The sequence below is a fragment of the Nostoc sp. FACHB-280 genome, assembly GCF_014697615.1.
Lineage (GTDB): Bacteria > Cyanobacteriota > Cyanobacteriia > Cyanobacteriales > Nostocaceae > Nostoc_B.
Genome location: NZ_JACJSD010000007.1, coordinates 214356 through 234372, shown reverse-complemented (window position 1 = coordinate 234372; position 20017 = coordinate 214356). Strand labels below are relative to the sequence as shown.

The following is a 20017-nucleotide window of genomic DNA, read 5'->3' as shown; positions in this document are numbered from 1 at the left end:
GGCTCTTTACTGTTTCTGATAAAATCTTCTAGTAATTGCATCCACATCACTGCTAGTATATTTGAGTTTTAAATTTTACTTTTTGCTCTCTCAGTATTTTCTCATATATTATTTAGGATTGCTATAGTAAGTATTTTTGCTGTAAACGTGAAATATTTTGAGCGTGTGGGAATAATAAGCTTGGTATTTCTGGTTTGGCATTATGCTTACTATTCCCGGTTATCGCTTGATTGAAGAACTGTACAATGGTTCCAGAACATTAGTTTATCGGGCTATTCGGGAAATTGACTCATCATCGGTAATTATCAAACTGCTGAAGAATTCTTATCCTAGTTTTAGTGAACTAGTACAGTTTCGTAATCAGTACACTATTGCCAAAAATCTCAACTATCCCGGAATCATTCAAACCTACAGTTTGGAAACCTACCAAAATGGCTATGTATTGGTGATGGAAGATTTTGGGGGTATTTCTCTGAAGGAGTGGGTAGTTGAGAGTCGGGGAATAGGAAATAATGGAGAATTTCTGAGGGATTTTTTACAAATAGCGATCGCACTCTGCAATTGTCTAGAGATACTTTACCGTGAACGGATTATTCATAAAGATATTAAACCCAGCAATATATTAATTAATCCCGCAAGCAAACAAATAAAATTAATTGACTTTAGTATTGCATCTTTATTGCCTAAAGAAACTCAAACACTGATCAATCCTCATGTTTTAGAAGGAACACTGGCTTATATTTCTCCAGAACAAACAGGCAGAATGAATCGCTTCATAGATTACCGGACTGACTTTTATTCTTTGGGTGTGACTTTCTATGAGTTACTCACTGGAGAATTACCTTTTCAATCAAACGATGTTATGGAGTTGCTGCATTGTCATATTGCTAAACAACCTCCAGAAATTAACAATACAGAAATTCCCCAGGTGCTTGCAGATATTATCCTGAAATTGATGGCGAAAAATGCCGAAGACCGCTATCAAAGTGCATTGGGAATCAAATATGATTTGGAAAATTGTTTGACCCAACTCCAAGAAACTGGTCAAATTTCAACTTTTAAAATTGCCCAAAGGGATGTGTGCGATCGCTTTATCATTCCCGAAAAACTTTATGGACGTGAACAAGAAGTTCAAACTCTCTTAGAAGCATTTGATCGTGTTGCTAATGGTGCAACGGAAATTATGCTGGTTGCAGGTTTTTCTGGGATTGGTAAAACGGCAGTTGTGAATGAAGTTCATAAGCCAATTGTCAAACAACGGGGTTATTTTATTAAAGGTAAATTTGACCAATTTAACCGGAATATTCCCCTTTCAGCATTCGTCCAAGCTTTTCGTGATTTAATCAAGCAATTACTCACCGAAAGCGATCAAAAAATCCAACAATGGCAAAATAAAATTACGGAATTATTAGGAGAAAATGCCCAGTTAATTATTGAAGTTATTCCCGAATTAGAACTCATTATTGGTAAACAACCACCTGCATCTGAAGTATCTGGTATTGCAGCCCAAAACAGATTTAATTTATTATTACAAAATTTTATTAAATTATTTCTCAACCAAGAACATCCATTAGTGATATTTTTGGATGACTTACAATGGATTGATGCTGCCTCCCTAAAACTGATGCAATCATTAGTGAATGAGGCTAATACTGGTTATTTACTTCTGATTGGTGCTTATCGAGATAATGAAGTATCACCAGCACATCCTTTAATGTTAGCATTGGATGAAATTAGTAAGAATAATATCAATATTCAAACAATTACGCTGCATCCCTTAAATGAATCGAAATTAAATCAGTTAGTGTCTGAAACCTTATATTGTGCAGACACTTTAGCTTTACCACTTTCACAGTTAATTTACCAAAAAACTCAAGGTAATCCATTTTTTGCCACACAATTTATCAAATCTCTACACCAAGATGGACTGATTTGTTTTAATTATCAACAAGGATACTGGGAGTGCAATCTAGCAGAAATTAACCAGCGATCGCTCACCAATGATGTTGTTGAATTTATAGCATTACAGTTACAAAAATTGCCAATAGCAACACAAGATATTTTAAAATTAGCAGCTTGTATTGGTAATCAATTTAATTTAGAAACATTAGCCATTGTTTCTCAACAATCAAAAGTTGCAACGGCAGATTGTTTATGGAGTGCCTTACAGAACGGTCTAATTTTACCCCAAAGTGAAGTTTATAAGTTTTTTATTGGTTCAGAAAATCAGCATTTAACTCCAGAGAATTTGGAAACTGTTACCTATAAATTTCTGCACGATCGCATTCAACAAGCCGCCTATTCGTTGATTCCCGAAAATTATAAGCAAGCAACTCACTACCGCATTGGTAAACTATTACTAGGAAACTTATCAACTGCTGAAATAGAAGAGAAAATCTTTGATATAGTTAATCAAATCAACATTGGCAAGTTACTCATTGAAACAGAAAATGAGCAACAACAGTTAGCAGAACTCAATTTAACTGCTGGACAAAAAGCCAAAGCTTCCACAGCTTATGAAGCAGCCAAGACTTATTTCCAAACCGGAATTAATTTGCTGACGCAAGATGCAAAAACTACTACCTATCGTCTGGCGTTTGATTTGCATTTCTATTTAGCAGAAGTCGCCTTAATGAGTGGGGATTTTTCACTATTAGAAGAGACACTGTTGATTTTATTGGAGTTTGCTAACTCCAATGTAGATAAAGCTAAAATTTATGTGCTGAAAGTTGATCAATATTCTTTGCAAGGGCAATTCGCACAAGCTATCCAAGCCGGGTTAGCCGGATTACAAAGTTTAGGGATTAGTATTGAGCGAGCTACCTTAAAGCAAGTGCTACAAGAAGAGTTTGCTGTGATTGAAGACTACTTAAAAAATCGCTCAATTGCTACATTACTAGATTTACCGGCGGCAACAAATCCAGAAATTAAAGTTGCGATTGAATTGTTAATTATTTTGCAACCACCAGCCTATATTGTCTCCGATTTTGATTTTTACTGTTTTGCCACATTTCGAGCCGTCCGGTTATCTATTGAACAAGGTAATACAGCCGAATCGATTAAAGCATTTGCTTCCTATGGTTTTTTGATTGGTATTATCCATAATCACTACCAACGCGGACTAGAGTTTGCTAACCTGGCTCTGCAATTAAGTTATAAGTTACATAATAAATTTCAACAATCACGGGCTTGCTTTATCGCAGGTTACGCCATTCATGTTTGGGCTAAACCAATCAAAGGAGCAGCAGAAATTAATTATCAAGGGTTCCTAGCTGGATTAGAATCAGGAGAAATTATCCATGCTGGATACAACCTCTACGGTAATATTTTGAATCGGCTTTTTCAAGGTGAAAACTTAACAGATATTGCCACTGATATTGATAAATATTGGCTAATTGGAGAAAAGCTCAAACATGATTTTATGCTGAGTATTCTTACAGCTTGTCGTTTCTTTATCAACCAAATTTCGCAATTTCCAGATGAACAAGCTGCAACAGCAGAACAGGCTTGGGTTGAACGTTCTGAAGCATTAAAATCCCACACAGCACTGAGTACTTATTATATTCAGCAAACCCATCGGGCTTGCTTAATTCCGGGATTCAAGCCCGACATTCACTATGTTACCCAGGCAAAGAAATTCCTCCAAAGTTGTGCCGGATTTACTACCTCTGCTGGTTACTATTACTACAGTTCTCTAATTTTATGCAAACACTATCCTAGTTTGCCAGAAGTAGAGCGTAACGAGGTATTGCAGCAAATTGAAATCAATCAAGCCCAACTCAAAATTTGGTCAGAAAGTTGTTCCGAAAACTTCTTACATAAATATTTGTTAGTCGAAGCCGAGCGATCGCGCATTGCGGAAAAATATTTAGTGGCTCAGGAACTTTATGAGCAAGCAATTACCGAAGCTCAAACTAATGGTTATCTCCAGGAAGAAGCACTAGCCAACGAACTCGCCGCAAAATTTTACCTAAATTGGGGTAAAGAAAAAGCTGCCCAAGGATATATGCAAGAGGCATATTATTGCTATGCCCGTTGGGGAGCCAAAGCCAAAACTTATGACTTAGAAAAACGTTACGCACAATTACTCAAATCTATTCAGCAACCGCAAAAAATCAATTTCAACTTATTAGAAACTATTGGAACAATTGCTAATATATCTAATACCAATAGCACTAGTATTACTGATGCCATTAATTTTGCTTCTGTCCTCAAGTCTGCTCAAACTATTTCCAGCACTATCGAATTAAACCAACTTATTGCCAGTTTGACACAAATCATTTTAGAAAACTCTGGGGCAAACAAATGTGCATTAATTCTTCCAGAACCACAAGGCAATTGGCAAGTTAAGGCAATTACTTTAATGAGCAATCAAGCAAATTCCGAAAGTAATATTCAAACTCAAATTAGCTCGCAAACTATTAATAACTGCCTAGAGATTCCCAAAAAAATTATTAATTACGTCAAAAATACTCAACAAACAATTGTAATTGATAATTGTCTGACAGATATTCCCGGCATTATCGGGGAATATATGCAAAGAATTCAACCCAAAAGTGTATTATGTACACCAATTATTCATCAAGGATATATAGTCGGAATTCTCTACCTAGAAAATCAAATTACCAGCGGTGTCTTTCATAGCGATCGCCTCGAAGTTATCCAAATGTTGTCAGCCCAAGCCGCTATCTCTTTAGAAAATGCCCGCCTGTATCAAGAATCGCAAGAAAAAGCCCAACAGCTACAACAAACTCTCCAGCAGCAACAAACTTTATTTGAGGTGGTAACGCAGATTCGCCAATCTTTAGATTTAGAGGCGATTTTCCGCGCTGTTACCCAAAATATGCGGCAAATTCTTGATGCTGATCGCGTGGGAATTTATCAATTTCATCTGAATGTCAATTATCAATATGGTGAATTTATCGCTGAGGATGTTTTACCTCAGTTTACTTCCGCTATAGCTGTGAAAGTGGAAGATAATTGCTTTGGTAACAATTTTGCTACTTTATATAAACAAGGACGCTGTTGTGTCATTGATGATATCAACACAGATATAGTCATCGATTGTCATCGAGAAATGTTAGCACAATTCCAGGTAAAAGCATCTTTGGTAGTACCAATTATGCAAGACAACGAACTTTGGGGTTTGCTGTGTATTCATCAGTGCGATCGCCCGCGTCATTGGCAACCTTTTGAAATTCAATTTGCCCAGCAAGTTGGCGCACAAATAGGAGTTGCTATCAAACAAGCAGATTTATTAATTGAAACCCAAAAACAAGCCACCCAACTCGAACAAACACTCCAACATCTCCAACAAACTCAATTACAATTAGTCCAAAATGAAAAGATGTCGGCATTGGGTAACTTAGTTGCTGGTGTAGCACATGAAATGAACAATCCTCTGGGATTTATTTATGCTAGTCTCCAGCAAGTTAAACCTACCTTAGCTGATATCACAGAGCATCTCAAACTCTATCAAAAAGCTTTACCCAACCCTGGAGAAGAAATTCTTGGTCATGCAGAAGTAATTGACCTTGATTATAGTTTAGAAGACTTATCTAAAATTGTTGATACGATGGCTTTAGCCTGTGACAGATTAAAAAATATTAGTACAAGTCTTCGCATTTTCTCTCGGACTGATAGAGACTACAAAGTACCATTTAATCTTCACGAAGGTATTGATAGCACAATTTTAATTCTTAAACATCGCCTGAAAGCTAATGAACAACGCCCAGCCATTGAAGTGATTACCAACTATGGAGATTTACCTTTAATTAATTGTTTTCCTGGGCAATTAAATCAGGTATTTATGAATATTATTGCCAATGCTATTGATGCGTTAGAAGAAGCCAATATTGGTAAGAGTTTTGCAGAACTTCAAGCTCATCCTAACCGGATTACAATTACAACCTCAATGGTAGATAAATACGTAAACATCTCAATTGCTGATAATGGTACAGGGATGAGCGAAGAGGTAAAACAGAAAATTTTCGACCATTTGTTTACGACTAAAGCTGTAGGCAAAGGTACAGGGTTAGGCTTGGCGATCGCCCGACAAATTATTGAAGAAACCCATGCTGGCAAATTAAATTGTCATTCCGGGCTAAGTAAAGGCACTGAATTCAGTATCCAAATTTCAGTATAAAAATCAGTAAGTATTTGTAAATAAATATAATTTATTCTGGGAATACTAAATCCAAACATTCTGAGGATTTAGAGGTATGATTGGCACTCTTGTGAGGATTCCCGGATATAGCATCAGTGAAGAACTCTATAATGGTTCCCGTACACTGGTTTATCGAGGATATCGAGAAAATGATTCCTTACCAGTAGTCATCAAGCTGCTAAAAAATTCCTATCCTAGTTTTAGCGAACTGTTGTTGTTTCGCAATCAATACACAATTGCCAAAAATCTCAACTCCCCCTTAATTATTCAAACTTATAGCCTGGAACCCTTGAATAATGGCTATATGTTAGTTATGGAAGACTTTGGGGGAATTTCGCTCAAGAATTATTTTACCAAAAATCAGAGTGTCACATCTCTAGAGGAATTCTTAGAAATTGCGATCGCACTTTGCAACGGACTAGATTTACTTTACCGCGATCGGATTATTCATAAAGATATTAAACCCAGCAATATTTTAATTAATCCCGAAACTAAACAAGTAAAATTAATTGACTTTAGTATTGCCTCTTTATTACCACGAGAAACTCAAACCCTCGTCAATCCTAATGTTTTAGAAGGGACACTAGCTTATATTTCTCCAGAACAAACAGGGAGAATGAATCGCGGAATTGATTATCGCACAGATTTTTATTCCTTGGGCATAACTTTTTATGAGTTACTCACTGGAGAATTACCATTCCGATCTAATGATGCAATCGAATTGGTACATTCTCATATTGCCAAAACCGCACCATTAGTCCAAGAAATTAATCCAAGAATTCCATCAATTCTCTCAGAAATCATCAGTAAGCTGATGGCGAAAAATGCTGAAGATAGATATCAAAGCGCATTAGGGTTGAAGTTTGATTTAGAACAATGTTTACAGCAACTAAGAGAAACTGGGAAGATTAGCAACTTTAAAATTGCTACTAGGGATGTGTGCGATCGCTTTATCATTCCTGATAAACTTTATGGCAGAGAAAGCGAAGTCTCAGCCTTGTTACAAGCTTTTGATAGAGTCAGCTTTGGCACAACAGAAATGATGCTTGTTGCTGGTTTCTCTGGAATTGGTAAAACAGCCATTGTCAACGAAGTCCATAAACCAATACTCAGACAACGTGGCTATTTTATCAAAGGCAAATATGACCAATTTCAACGCAATATTCCTCTCAGTGCTTTTGTACAAGCATTTCGTGATTTAATCGGGCAATTATTAACCGAAAGCGATGTTCAAATTCAGCAATGGAAAAATAAAATTCTCGAAGCTGTTGGGGAAAATGGACAAGTTATCATTGAAGTTATTCCTGAATTAGCAAACATTCTTGGTGAACAACCACCAGCCGTAGAACTATCAGGAACAGCAGCCCAAAATAGATTTAATTTGTTATTTCAAAAATTTACTCAAGTATTTACAACTAAAGAACATCCCTTAGTCATATTTCTCGATGACTTACAATGGGCAGATTCAGCATCACTAAAATTAATCCAGTTGTTAATGACTGATACCAGTCATCTGTTTATCATTGGGGCATATCGAGATAACGAAGTCAATGCTGGACATCCATTAATGTTGACTTTGAGTGATATAGAAAAGGCAAATGCAACAATTCATACAATTACCTTAGCACCACTAAGCCAATTACAAGTAAATCAATTAGTTGCTGACACCCTCAAATGTACAGAAGAAACGTCATGGCATCTTTCTGTATTGATATATCAAAAAACTCAAGGTAATCCCTTTTTTGTGACACAGTTTCTGAAAGCATTACATCATGAAAACCTGATTCACTTTGATTTGGAATTAGGCTGTTGGCAGTGTGATATTGCTCAAGTCAAAACTCAAGCTGTGACAGATGATATTGTAGATTTCATGAGTCTTCAATTGCGAAAACTCCCCTTATCAACGCAGCAGGTATTACAGTTTGCTGCTTGCATTGGTAACTCTTTTGATTTAGATACTTTAGCTATTGTTTCAGAACAATCAGCCATCGCAACATCTGATGCTTTGTGGAAAGCATTGCAAGAAGGCTTAGTTTTACCAATCAGTGATGTTTATAAGTTTTATCTTGGTAAAGAGAATCAAGCACTAGCACAAGAAAATCAAGAGAATGTTAGATATAAATTTTTACACGATCGCGTCCAACAAGCTGCCTATTTACTAATACCCGAAGATAAAAAGCAGGAAACACATTACCAGATTGGACAATTATTATTAGAGCATACATCTCTAGAAAAACAAGCAGAAAATATTTTTGATATTGTCAATCATTTGAATATAGCTAGAGAGTTAATCGCCACTAAGTTCCAAAAACATCAATTAGCACAATTAAACCTCATGGCTGGCGAAAAAGCCCTGACAGCAACCGCCTATAGTGCGGCTGCTAAATATTTCCACAATGGAGTTAAGTCTCTAGATACTGATAGCTGGCAAAGCGACTATAGGCTAACTGTATCTCTTTATGAATCTGCGATTAAAGCAGAATATCTTAACATCAACTTTGCCTATGCCCAAAGTTTAGCTAATCTTGTTTTAGAGCGTGCAACCAGCCTACTTGATCGCATAAAAATTTATGAGCTGCAAATTCAAATGTATACGGCTCAGTCAGAAATGCCAAAAGCACTGGATGTAGGAATTTTGGCATTGGAACTTCTAGGTGTCGATTTAAATTATGCACCTGCATCTTCAGCAATTCACCTACCAAAATTGCACACAATCGAATCATTGCCAGTGATGCAAGATGCCCATCAAATTGCTGTCATGCGTATACTTATGGCAATTTTTCCTCCAGCCTACACAACAAAACCAGAGCTACTCTCACCCATTGTCTTGACAATGATTGATTTAAGCTTAAAACAAGGACACACATCGCTGACAGCATTTGCCTATGTATTTTATGGCATATTACTGTGTGCATTTGAGAAAGATTTAGATAAAGGATACTACTCTGGTTTGCTGTCCTTGGAAGTATTAGAGCGATTTTCTGCTAGAGAATTAGAATGCAAAGTCAAGAATTTATTTAATGTTTTTATTCGACCTTGGAAAGAACCTCTAATTGGCACGATAGAAGCATTAGTAAAAGCTAGTCAAGTCGGTTTTGAAATGGGTGATATTGAGTATGCTAGTTATGCAACTGCCCATAGCTGTACCTATAGGTTTCTTGCCGGAGAAACTTTAACAGATTTGCAACAAAACCAAAAGATTGCCCTTGAAGTTTTGCAGCCGATTCAACAAGTTCACTCTCTGGTCAATGCTCAAATTTGGCAACAACTTGTTGCTAATTTATTGGAAGATAGCACTGAGCCAAAGCAATTATCAGGTGAGCATTTTGATGAGCATGAACTTCTACCTGTTTACTGTGCCGGGAACGATCGCTCACTGCCATTTACAGCATATTTAGCTAAGTCTATTCTCAGCTATTTATTCGCCGATGATTCTGCTGCGGTGACATCGGCGCTCAATGCAGCAAATTACGCTGATGCTGGGATTGGAATAACTGTGGCAATCCACAACTTTTATTATTCTCTTGCTCTGCTGTCCCAGCGTATTGATTTACAAGCATCTGAAGTCAGAAGCATATCACCCCTAAACCAACAGTCTCAATCCCTACTAGAGCAAGTAGAAATCAATCAAAAACTCATGAAAGTCTGGGCTGTTCATGCACCTACCAACTTTGAACATAAATATATTTTGGTAGAAGCAGAAAAATGTCGAGTGCTAGGAAAAATTGCAGAAGCTATTGACCTGTACGACCGGGCAATTTCCCTAACCAAAGCTAACGAATACATCCAAGAAGAAGCATTGGCTCATGAATTAGCCGCAAAATTCTATCTTGATTGGGGCAAACACCGCATCGCGCAGGAATACATGACCCAAGCTTACTATGCCTATGCCTGTTGGGGAGCCAAAGCCAAAGTTGCTGACTTAGAAAGACGTTATCCCCAATTGCTTGCGCCTATATTACAGCCAATCCGTTCTGCTGTTTCTAGTAACGAAACTATCTTTGCTTTGAGTAGTGTGACATCTAGTAGTTCTTCCAGTTCTAGCACTAGCAGCAGTGTTTCAGATTCCCTCGATTTAAAAGCAATTCTCAAAGCATCTCAAACCCTCTCTGGTGTCATCGAACTCCAAAAACTACTTGCATCCTTACTTTCCATCATCATCGAGAATGCTGGGGCTGATAAATGTGCGTTAATGCTGTTGCAAGACAATCATTTAGTAATTCAAGGTTCAATTATCCAGGGTTATGAGCCAGTTGTATTGCAAAGTCTTCCCATTGAAGACAGCCAGGATATTCCCCACAAGCTAATTTACAAAGTCAAGCACAGTCAACAGACTATGGTGCTATTGGATGCAACAATCGATCCCAGCTTAATTAACGACCCTTATATTATCCGCCAACAGCCCCGGAGTATCTTGTGTAGCCCAATTTTGTATCAAGGTAAATTGCTGGGTATTTTATATCTCGAAAATCATTTAGTGACGGGGGTGTTTACAAGCGATCGCGTCGAACTGTTAAATTTACTCTGCGCCCAAGCCGCAATTTCCCTAGAAAATGCCCGACTTTATCAACGTTCTCAGGATTATGCCCAACAGCTAGAACAGGCATTAGATAACTTACAACAAGCACAATTACAAATCGTTCAAAGTGAGAAAATGTCTGCATTGGGTAACTTAGTGGCTGGTGTCGCTCACGAAATGAATAATCCTTTGGGCTTTATTGCTGCCAGTCTCAAACAAGCTAAACCGACATTTAACGATATCATCGCTCACTTGAAAATCTATCAAGCAACTTTACCCGATAAAACTGAAGAGATCCTCGACCACGAGTCTGAAATTGATTTGGAATATACCATAGAAGACCTGCCTAAAATCCTGGATTCTATGACAATGGCTTGCGACAGATTAAAAAATATCAGCACTTCACTCCGCGTTTTCTCTCGGACTGATCGAGATTACAAAGTACCATTTAATATTCACGAAGGTATTGATAGCACCATTTTAATTCTCAAACATCGTCTCAAACCTAACGAACAACGTCCAGCAATTGAGGTCATAACCAATTACGATAATTTACCACAGATTCAATGTTTCCCTGGGCAATTAAATCAGGTATTTATGAACATTTTAGCTAATGCTATTGACGCATTAGAGGAGTTGAACTGTGACCGTAGTTTTGAGGAAATTCAAGCCAATCCTAACCGCATTACCATTACAACTTCCTTAGAAAACCATTTAGTGAAAATTGCTATTGCTGATAATGGTAAGGGCATGAGTGCAGATATTAAACAAAAAATATTTAACCATTTGTTTACTACTAAAGCCGTAGGAAAAGGTACAGGCTTAGGTTTGGCTATCGCTAAACAAATCGTTGAAGAAAGCCACGGTGGAGTAATTGAAGTTAATTCTCAACCAGGCGAAGGGACTGAATTTGTCATCCATTTGCCGCTATAAAATCAACAAACTTTCAGAATTTTCCTGAGATTTCCTACGCTATGGTTGTCCAAATTAGACAAATTCTCCATCAACAGTGGTCTTTAAGAGGTTTTTCTTGGCTGAAGAAATGCCCGAATTCACTCACCCACAAAACACTGATGAATATGGCAGTGCGAGTCACAGTAGTGGTACTCCTATCTGCTGGGGTGAGTTATGTTCATATGATGTCGCGTTTAGAAAGCCAAACTCAAGCACAATTAGAAAAATATATCAAAGAAAGAGGGGAGCAAGAAAGTAGCATCTTTCAATTGGCACAAGATAACTTGACTTCGTTGCGCGATCGCTTATTGGTAGAATTTCAGCAACCTACTAATATTGATATCCAAGCTGAATTTGAACGGCAGTATTTTTCCTGGAATGATGGTACTCGGCGTAATTTTCCCCAAAATCGACCGATTAAAGAATTTGATTCCACTCGATATCCCAGTTCCATCATTAGTCGCAATGTGCAGCTAACTACAGAACTCAAGCAGCGAATGTTAATAGCTAACAAAGTCATTACTGCCTATGGGGCTGCTTGGTCTAATCGATTTGTCGATACATATTTTCTCACACCAGAAAATACAGGAGTTAATTATTGGAATGGCGTACCGTTGGCTTTACAGGTACCGCCTGATGTCTATCTGCCAAATGAAGAATATTTTTATATTGCCGATCCTCAACATAACCCAGCCCGCTTGCCAAAATGGACAGGTGTTTATCTTGACCCAAGTGTAAAAGTCTGGATGGTGTCGGCAATTGTCCCAGTTTATCAGGGCGATCGCTTTTTGGGAATTGTGGGACATGATGTGGTTTTAAGCGATCTGATACAGCATACGACGGAGGATCAATTACCCGGTACATACAATCTCATTTTTCGCTCTGATGGTCGTTTAATTGTCGATCCCCACCACACTCAGGAAATTCAGCAAGCGCAAGGAAAGCTCAAAATTGATGCAATTTACGATCCCCATCTCCAACGGATTTTTCAGTTAGTCAGCAACACTTCAGCAGAAACCCAAGTTTTAGACAATAGTCAAGACCGTGAATATCTAGCAGTGACTCGTTTAAAAGGCCCAAACTGGTATTTTGTGACAGTTTATCCCAAATCATTACTATCGGGGATAGCTTGGGATATGGCTCAGTTTATTTTAATGTCTGGTGCTGTGGCGTTGCTGATTGAAGTGTTATTGCTGTTGTCGGTTTTACAACAACAAATCACTACACCTCTACAACAATTGACCATTGCTAGTCAGCAACTTGCTAATGGTGACTTTGCAATTAATCTAGATACTCATCGACAAGATGAACTCGGAGAACTCGCTAGTTCTTTCAACAGTATGGTAAGTCAGTTAAAGACTTCTTTTATTGAACTAGAACAAGTAAATAATGCCTTAGAACTCAAAGTTGAGGAGCGCACCACAACATTACAAAAAACACTTCAAGAATTGCAACGTACCCAAACCCAAATGATTCAAAGTGAAAAAATGTCTGCTTTGGGTCAGATGGTAGCAGGTGTAGCACATGAAATTAATAATCCTGTCAGCTTTATTTATGGGAACTTAACCCATATCGAAACTTACATTCAAGATTTGTCAAAATTTATCCAACTCTATCAGCATTACTATCCACATCCAGTGGACGAAATTCAAATCGAGGCTGAAAAACTGGATTTGGCATTTACCCTAGATGATTTGCCCAAGACGCTGGCTTCAATGAAAATAGGCACAGAGCGAATTCGAGAAATTGTGCTATCACTACGTAATTTTACTCGGTTAGATGAGTCCGAATTTAAAGCAGTTAATATTCATGAGGGCATTGATAGTACATTATTAATCTTGCAAAATCGCCTAAAAGAGCAAGCACAAAAACCAGCCATAGAAGTAGTCAAAAAATATAGTGATTTACCTTTAATTAGTTGTTATCCTGGACAACTCAATCAAGTATTTATGAATATCTTATCTAATGCTATTGATGCCTTAGAAACAGTAAATCAGCAGCGTCATACACATCAAATTTTGATTCATACTCAAGTATTATCAGAAAACCAAATTATGATTTCTATTGCAGACAATGGTTTGGGAATGCCCGATACTATAATCACAAAAATATTTGACCCATTTTTCACAACCAAAGATGTGGGTAAAGGTTCTGGATTGGGTTTATCTATTAGTTATCAAATTGTGACTGAATTACATCAAGGTCAGCTTAATTGTCATTCTACATTAGGCACAGGCACAGAGTTTGTGATTACTTTGCCTGTACAAACTCACCGCAGACTTTGATTGCAGATATCAGCAAAAGTCATCTATCTGAAGTAGTATAGCAGGGGACAGGTAATAGGGGACAGGTGACAGGTTTCAAAGCTTTTTAGTGTCTCAGTTTTATTATTTATCGATGTCCTAAGCAACTTGGCTGCTGCTATATATTTTTAATATATAAATATTGGCGCGATCGCCCAAATAATACATCTATCCTTTTTTCGACACAGCCAGACTATTCCATAAATACCAGCGCCAAGGCAAGTCTACACCTTTAGTCAAACCAATGCGCGTAGTCTGAATTAACGAGAGATTTCCCTGTTCTAGCTGTTGTTGAAACTCAGGCTGGCGGTGTTCTAACCAGAGGGGTTGACCAAATTCTAGGGGTGTTGCATTCAATGTCAAATCAATCTTCAAAGCGCGGCAAAGTTTACCTGGCCCGGCGGCGATGCGATGCGGTTTGAGTTTTTCTTGATGATCAACCCAGGTAGGGACTTGCTCTAACTCCAAGGCGCGAAGAAGCACCGCACTAGGAATTCCGTCTCTGTCAGTTACCACATTCAAACAGTGGTAAACACCATAAATTAAGTACACATAAGCTTTTCCAGCCGCCTCAAACATTACCTGATTGCGAGTAGTCCGACTACGATAAGCGTGCATTGCTGGATCATCGGGTGCATAGGCTTCTGTTTCGACAATTATTCCCCGAAAAATCTTACCATCGGGCATTTGTCTTACTAAAGTACAGCCAATCAATTCAGGAGCCACTAAAGTTGAGGAACGAGTCAGCCAAATTGCATCAATGTCAGATGTCATAGACTAGGGGCTAGAGGTTAGTATTTTTACTCAGCACTCAGCACTCAGCACTCAGCACTTAAAACTCAGCACTTCAAGTATGAATACTCTGCTGGATGGGAACTTCAATGCGAAACTCTGTACCTTGCCCTGGTTGTGAATCGCATTGAAAAATACCACCATGCTTATCTACCACGATTTGGTAACTAATTGATAGTCCCAAACCTGTACCCTTACCTACAGGTTTAGTGGTGAAAAATGGGTCAAAGACTCTTGTTTTGACGGCTTCTGGTATGCCTAATCCATTGTCTTTGATGTAAATTACCACGCTTGGCACATTTTTGTTCATGTTACCAATGGTAGTGCGAATGGAAATTTGAGGTTGATGAGTAACTGAGGTGGATTCTGGGTGATATTCTATAGCATCGATCGCATTGCTCAAGACATTCATAAATACTTGGTTGAGTTGTCCTGCATAACACTCTACCAATGGCAAATCACCATACTCTTGAATAACTTGAATGTCAGCACCATCGGATTTCGACTTTAAGCGGTGCTGTAAAATCAGCAGGGTACTATTTAGGCCTTCGTGAATATCTACTACCTTCATTTCCGCTTCATCCAGGCGAGAGAAATTCCGCAAGGACATGACGATTTGGCGGATGCGTTCTACACCAACGCTCATAGAAGCGAGAGTTTTGGGTAAATCTTGTGAGAGAAATTCTAAATCAATATCTTCCAGGCGATCGCTAATTTCCTCACTAGGTTTAGGATATTGTTTTTGATAAAGGTTGAGCATTCCCAGTAAATCATCTGCATACTCCCGCACATGGGATAAATTGCCATAAATAAAATTTACGGGGTTATTAATTTCATGAGCCACACCAGCTACTAACTGACCGAGTGAAGACATTTTTTCGGTTTGGATGAGTTGAGTTTGGGTAGCTTGTAACTCATGCAAGGCGGCGGTTAATTTTTGGGCTTGCAGTTTGGTTTGCGCTAGTAAATCAGCTTGTTCTAGGGCGACAGAAAGTTGCGCGGCGACTTGGGTAGTAAATTGAATTTCGGAAATTTCCCAGTCTCGCGGTTGGGCGCATTGGTGAATACACAATAAACCCCAGAGTTCTAAACCTTTGACTAAGGGAACTACTAAATTGGCTTGTACCTGAAGTTTTTCCAATAAGTTTAAATAACAAGGGTTAAGTCCAGAGTTGTGAACATCAGTAATCACATGCACTCTTCCCTGACGATGCAAAGCAATATATTTCTGCTTAAAGCAAGTGTCTTGAATTTTTAAAGCAAGTGTTGAGACAAACCCAGGTAAAATATCCTCTGCTACAACTTCACCCGTATCTAGTTCTGCATTGGGGTCAAAGCGATAAACTACAACTCGGTCAGCATTTAAAGTCCGTCGCACTTCATGGGCTGTTGCACTAAAAATCGTATCTAAATCTAGAGATTCCCGCAATTTAGTCACTACTTCAAATAATATTTGCCGTTGTTCGGCGGCTTTTCGCAAATCAGCAGCTTGTTGCTGAGTTTGCATCAGTAATTGGGCTTGTTGCAGGGCTACACCTAATTGGGCGGCGATTTGACTGAGAAAGTTAACTTCCGAAGGTTTCCATTCGCGGGGGCCAGTATGTTGATAGGTGCAAAGTAAACCCCAGAGTTTTTGCCCAACAAAAATAGGAGCTAAAACAAAAGCATGAATGTGATAATACTCTAGATTATCTAAATGGCACTGGTTAAAGCCAATTTGATAGATATCATCCACAGCAAATGTTTCGTTGTGGCGGTAACGTCCTCCCTCGGTTTTTTGCAGGTAGGTGTCATTCCAAACGGTATTTAGCCCTATTTTGCTTTCATTTGTCCAATGGGGGCTAGTAGCTTCAAAATCGCCGACAAATTCACCGCCCCAATCTTCGGTAAAGCGATAAACCGAAACGCGATCGCCTTTGATTAACTGACAAACTTCTTTGGTGGTAATTTGAAAAATCTGATCCACATCCAACGACTCCCGAATTTTAGCAATCACGCCAAATACGGCTTGTTGTTGTTGATATGTGCGTTCTAGTTCAACTGTGCGTCTTTTTACTTGATGTTCTAAATTCTGATTAAAACCTTGTACTTGCTGATAAAGTTCATATTGTTGAATTGCTGAGGCAAAATGTTTAGCAAGTTCTCTAGCTAATTCAATATCTGCGTCTGTCCATTGTTGCGCTTGGGCTGTTTTTGATTCTTTCCAAACATCAAAAGATAACCGGGGATACAACTGGCGGCGATCGCTGTCAAATTGACCAGCCCACAAGGTTTCTGTATCGATTTCATTACGAAAGATACTTAAATAGCCAACTAACTGCTGACGATAATACAGGGGGATCATCAGCAAGCTGCGAATTTTAGTTGATTTAAAAGTTGGTTGCAAAGTTCGCAAACTAGCTGTTTGATAAATATCATCAATTGCCCAAACATCATATTCACCAGACTGATAATGTTCTTGCCAGACGTTATACTGCTCCATTAAGGGATAAATATTATCTTGGGGAATTTCTGGCTGTTGTCCACAGGTGTAAATTTGAATGCAGTCACTCCCTGGAATTAAACATTCTTTCAAACTTTTAATTTGATTATTAGACGCTTGAAAAGCTTCGTTTCTCATACACAATCTCCCACCAACACCTTGAAAGGCGGCGACAGCCGCTTCTAAGGCTGGTTGTAAAACAATTGTCGGGAGGGAATGTAGCAGGGTAGCAATGCGATTAATTACACTTTCTCGTTCAGCTTTGGCGCGGGCTTGGGCGAGAAGATTGCTTTGGGCGATCGCCACCGATAATTGATCTACAACCATTTGCATCGCTTCTAATTCATAAAGTGAAATAGAATGCGCCTGGGAATGATGAGATACCAGCAATCCCCAAAGTTGATTTTGATGGAAAATCGGTGCGACGACACAGGATTTCACCCCCATCGCCGTTAAGTATTCTGCATGACAAGGATCTACAGGGCGATAACGAATATCTTCCGGTTTCAGTTCCCCCGTTTCTAAAACACTCATCGAACTGTGACCAATCTGTTGCAATTCTACATTTACAACCGAACGTACCCTAGATTTAATAAACAATTCACGCGCATGAGGCGGAATATCATCGGCGGGAAAATTCAGCCCCAACAACGAAGGTAAACGCTGTTCATGAATGGATTCAGCCACCACCTTACCTGTACCATCCGTATGAAATTGATAAATCATTACTCGGTCAGTCCCCAGTAAACAGCGTACTTCTGCTGTTGTGGTTGTAATAATTTCTTCTAACTCTAATGTTTGACGAATCCGATTTGTTATCCGGCGTAGAAGACTCTCTTGATTAAGTCTTGTCCGCAAGTTTGGATCTGCTAGTTGGGACATTGTTTTTAAGTTTAAAAATTTTTGAAATTAAATATCTTGTCAGCGATAAATCTAAAAATATTGTGAATTTTATATAATGTATTTGTCTACAGTAAAACCACGGTCAAAATACAGTGAATACTCCTAGGTTTTTGTTACAGGTTTTTACATTATTTTATTTAAGAAAAAAATCTCAGTATTTTATAGATTTTTGATAAATTTTTACTAGTAAAAAGTTTAAAAAAACCAGATATTTATGTTTTTCTAAAAAAAAAGAGACCAGAACTAAGCTGTGTCTCTACTGTTAAAGATAAATTATTCCTTGAGGATGATTACCCAGAGAATTAAACTCGGTTATTATCAGCAAAACGAATTCTTAAATAGTCTTCTTCCATCTTAGCCCCAGCAGGTTGTAGTGCGGCTAAAGCCTGTGGCAGCACTAAATTGCGGCGATGGTTGCCGATTGTAATGTTTAACTCATCACCTGTTTTACTTAGCTGAATTTGGTGTTTAGGAATCCCCGGTAAATACAGTTCTAAACTGTATTCATTTTTCTCTTGTACGACTCTAACTGTTGTTTCTTTATAATAAACTTGGCTAGGGTCTTCGTCTTTATAGAGAATTTCCTTGAGTCTTTCTAGTGCCGCTAATCCACACATTTCTTCAGAAAATAGCGGCACTTCTTTAACTGGCAGAGGATGGAAATTTTCGTGAATTTCTTGACGATACTGTTCTTGATTTTGTTTCCAACGTTGGAAAAATGGATCTTCCACTTCCGGCGGAATAATCCTGTTAGCAACTACTAAATCTGTAGCTACATTATACAAGCTTAAATAAGCATGGGCGCGTAGCGATTCTTTAATCACCATCTTTTCGGGATTAGTGACAAGACGCACAGAAGTTTGAGTATTATCTGTTAATACCTTTTCCAGTGCCTCAATTTGTTCATAAAACTCATAAGGTGCATCCATTACCTCTTTGTCGGGTAGAGAAAAACCCGCAATTGGTTTAAAAATTGGTTCCACTAAAGGACGCAACGCTACAGATATATTTTGAAATGGTTTGTAAAAGCGGCGCATATACCAACCGCCAACTTCTGGTAAGCTTAACAGGCGCAAAGCTGTGCCGGTGGGGGCTGAGTCAATAATTAAAACATCAAAATCCCCTTCATCATAATGGCGTTTCATTCTTACCAAGCTGAAAATTTCATCCATTCCTGGTAGAATCGCCAATTCTTCCGCTTGCACTCCTTCTAAGCCCCGCGCCTGCAAAACCTGGGTAATGTATCGCTTTACAGCACCCCAGTTACCTTCCAGTTCTTGCAGTGCATCTAGTTCTGCACCCCACAAGTTTGGGCGAATTTGCTTCGGTGCATGTTCTAGTTCTAAATCAAAACTATCGGCTAAGGAATGGGCAGGATCTGTACTTAAAACTAGTGTGCGATAGCCCAGTTCTGCACAACGAAGTCCCGTAGCGGCAGCAACAGAGGTTTTTCCCACACCGCCTTTGCCTGTCATCAAAATTACTCGCATTATCTCGAATCTATAAGGTTTTTAGCTTGTGAGTCCTCTAAAATGCTCAATTAATGCTCAAAGAGGGGTGGTTAGTTTTGCAGCCAAATATTAAGTATGAATTTCATACTCAATCTCTCTGCCAAAAAAACACTCATCTCTTATTATTACGTAATTCTCAAGCTCACAAGTTGCTGCATTCTAAATTCGCTGAGGAATTCAGAGGTGAATCATTACCGCAAAAGTATAAAGAAACGAACCGCAAAGGACGCATAGACACGAAGTGGCTTCCCGAAGGGTAGGACACGAAGTTATAAGAGTTTGAGAGAGTTATTGCGTAATACCAATTCTATTTGAGGTTGCATTTAATCTTTATATCTCTTCTTTCTTTGTGTCCTTTGCGCCCTTTGTGGTTCGTTCTTTAATTCA

6 protein-coding genes are annotated in these 20017 nt (G+C 38.5%); 3 read left to right on the top strand and 3 right to left on the bottom strand.

What is annotated here, in order from left to right:
- Positions 1–202: 202 nt before the first annotated feature.
- From H6G75_RS07860 to H6G75_RS07850, 3 genes are all read left to right on the top strand, one after another.
- Positions 203–6145 (top strand): AAA family ATPase, encoded by a 5943-nt coding sequence (locus H6G75_RS07860; RefSeq protein ID WP_190979377.1) that lies wholly within the window; start codon positions 203–205, stop codon positions 6143–6145.
- A gap of 76 nt (positions 6146–6221) precedes the next feature.
- Positions 6222–11618 carry an ATP-binding sensor histidine kinase gene (locus H6G75_RS07855; RefSeq protein ID WP_190979376.1) on the top strand — a complete coding sequence of 1799 codons (5397 nt, stop codon included), beginning with the start codon at positions 6222–6224 and terminating at the stop codon, positions 11616–11618.
- A gap of 41 nt (positions 11619–11659) precedes the next feature.
- Positions 11660–13924, top strand: a complete 2265-nt coding sequence (locus H6G75_RS07850; RefSeq protein ID WP_242051475.1) for an ATP-binding protein — start codon at positions 11660–11662, stop codon at positions 13922–13924.
- Positions 13925–14110: 186 nt separating this feature from the next.
- Here the strand turns inward: H6G75_RS07850 and H6G75_RS07845 are convergent, their stop codons facing one another.
- The 3 genes from H6G75_RS07845 to H6G75_RS07835 all read right to left on the bottom strand — a co-directional run bounded on the left by H6G75_RS07845 (position 14111) and on the right by H6G75_RS07835 (position 19609).
- Positions 14111–14716: a DNA-3-methyladenine glycosylase gene (locus H6G75_RS07845; protein WP_190979375.1), complete on the bottom strand. Its 606-nt coding sequence runs from the start codon at positions 14714–14716 to the stop codon at positions 14111–14113.
- 73 nt (positions 14717–14789) lie between these two features.
- Complete coding sequence (locus tag H6G75_RS07840) at positions 14790–18098, bottom strand: GAF domain-containing protein (protein ID WP_190979374.1); 3309 nt, start codon at positions 18096–18098, stop codon at positions 14790–14792.
- A 323-nt stretch (positions 18099–18421) separates the two neighbouring features.
- A complete protein-coding gene (locus tag H6G75_RS07835; RefSeq protein ID WP_062294884.1) occupies positions 18422–19609 on the bottom strand; it encodes a TRC40/GET3/ArsA family transport-energizing ATPase in 1188 nt (395 codons plus the stop codon).
- Positions 19610–20017 lie beyond the last annotated feature (408 nt).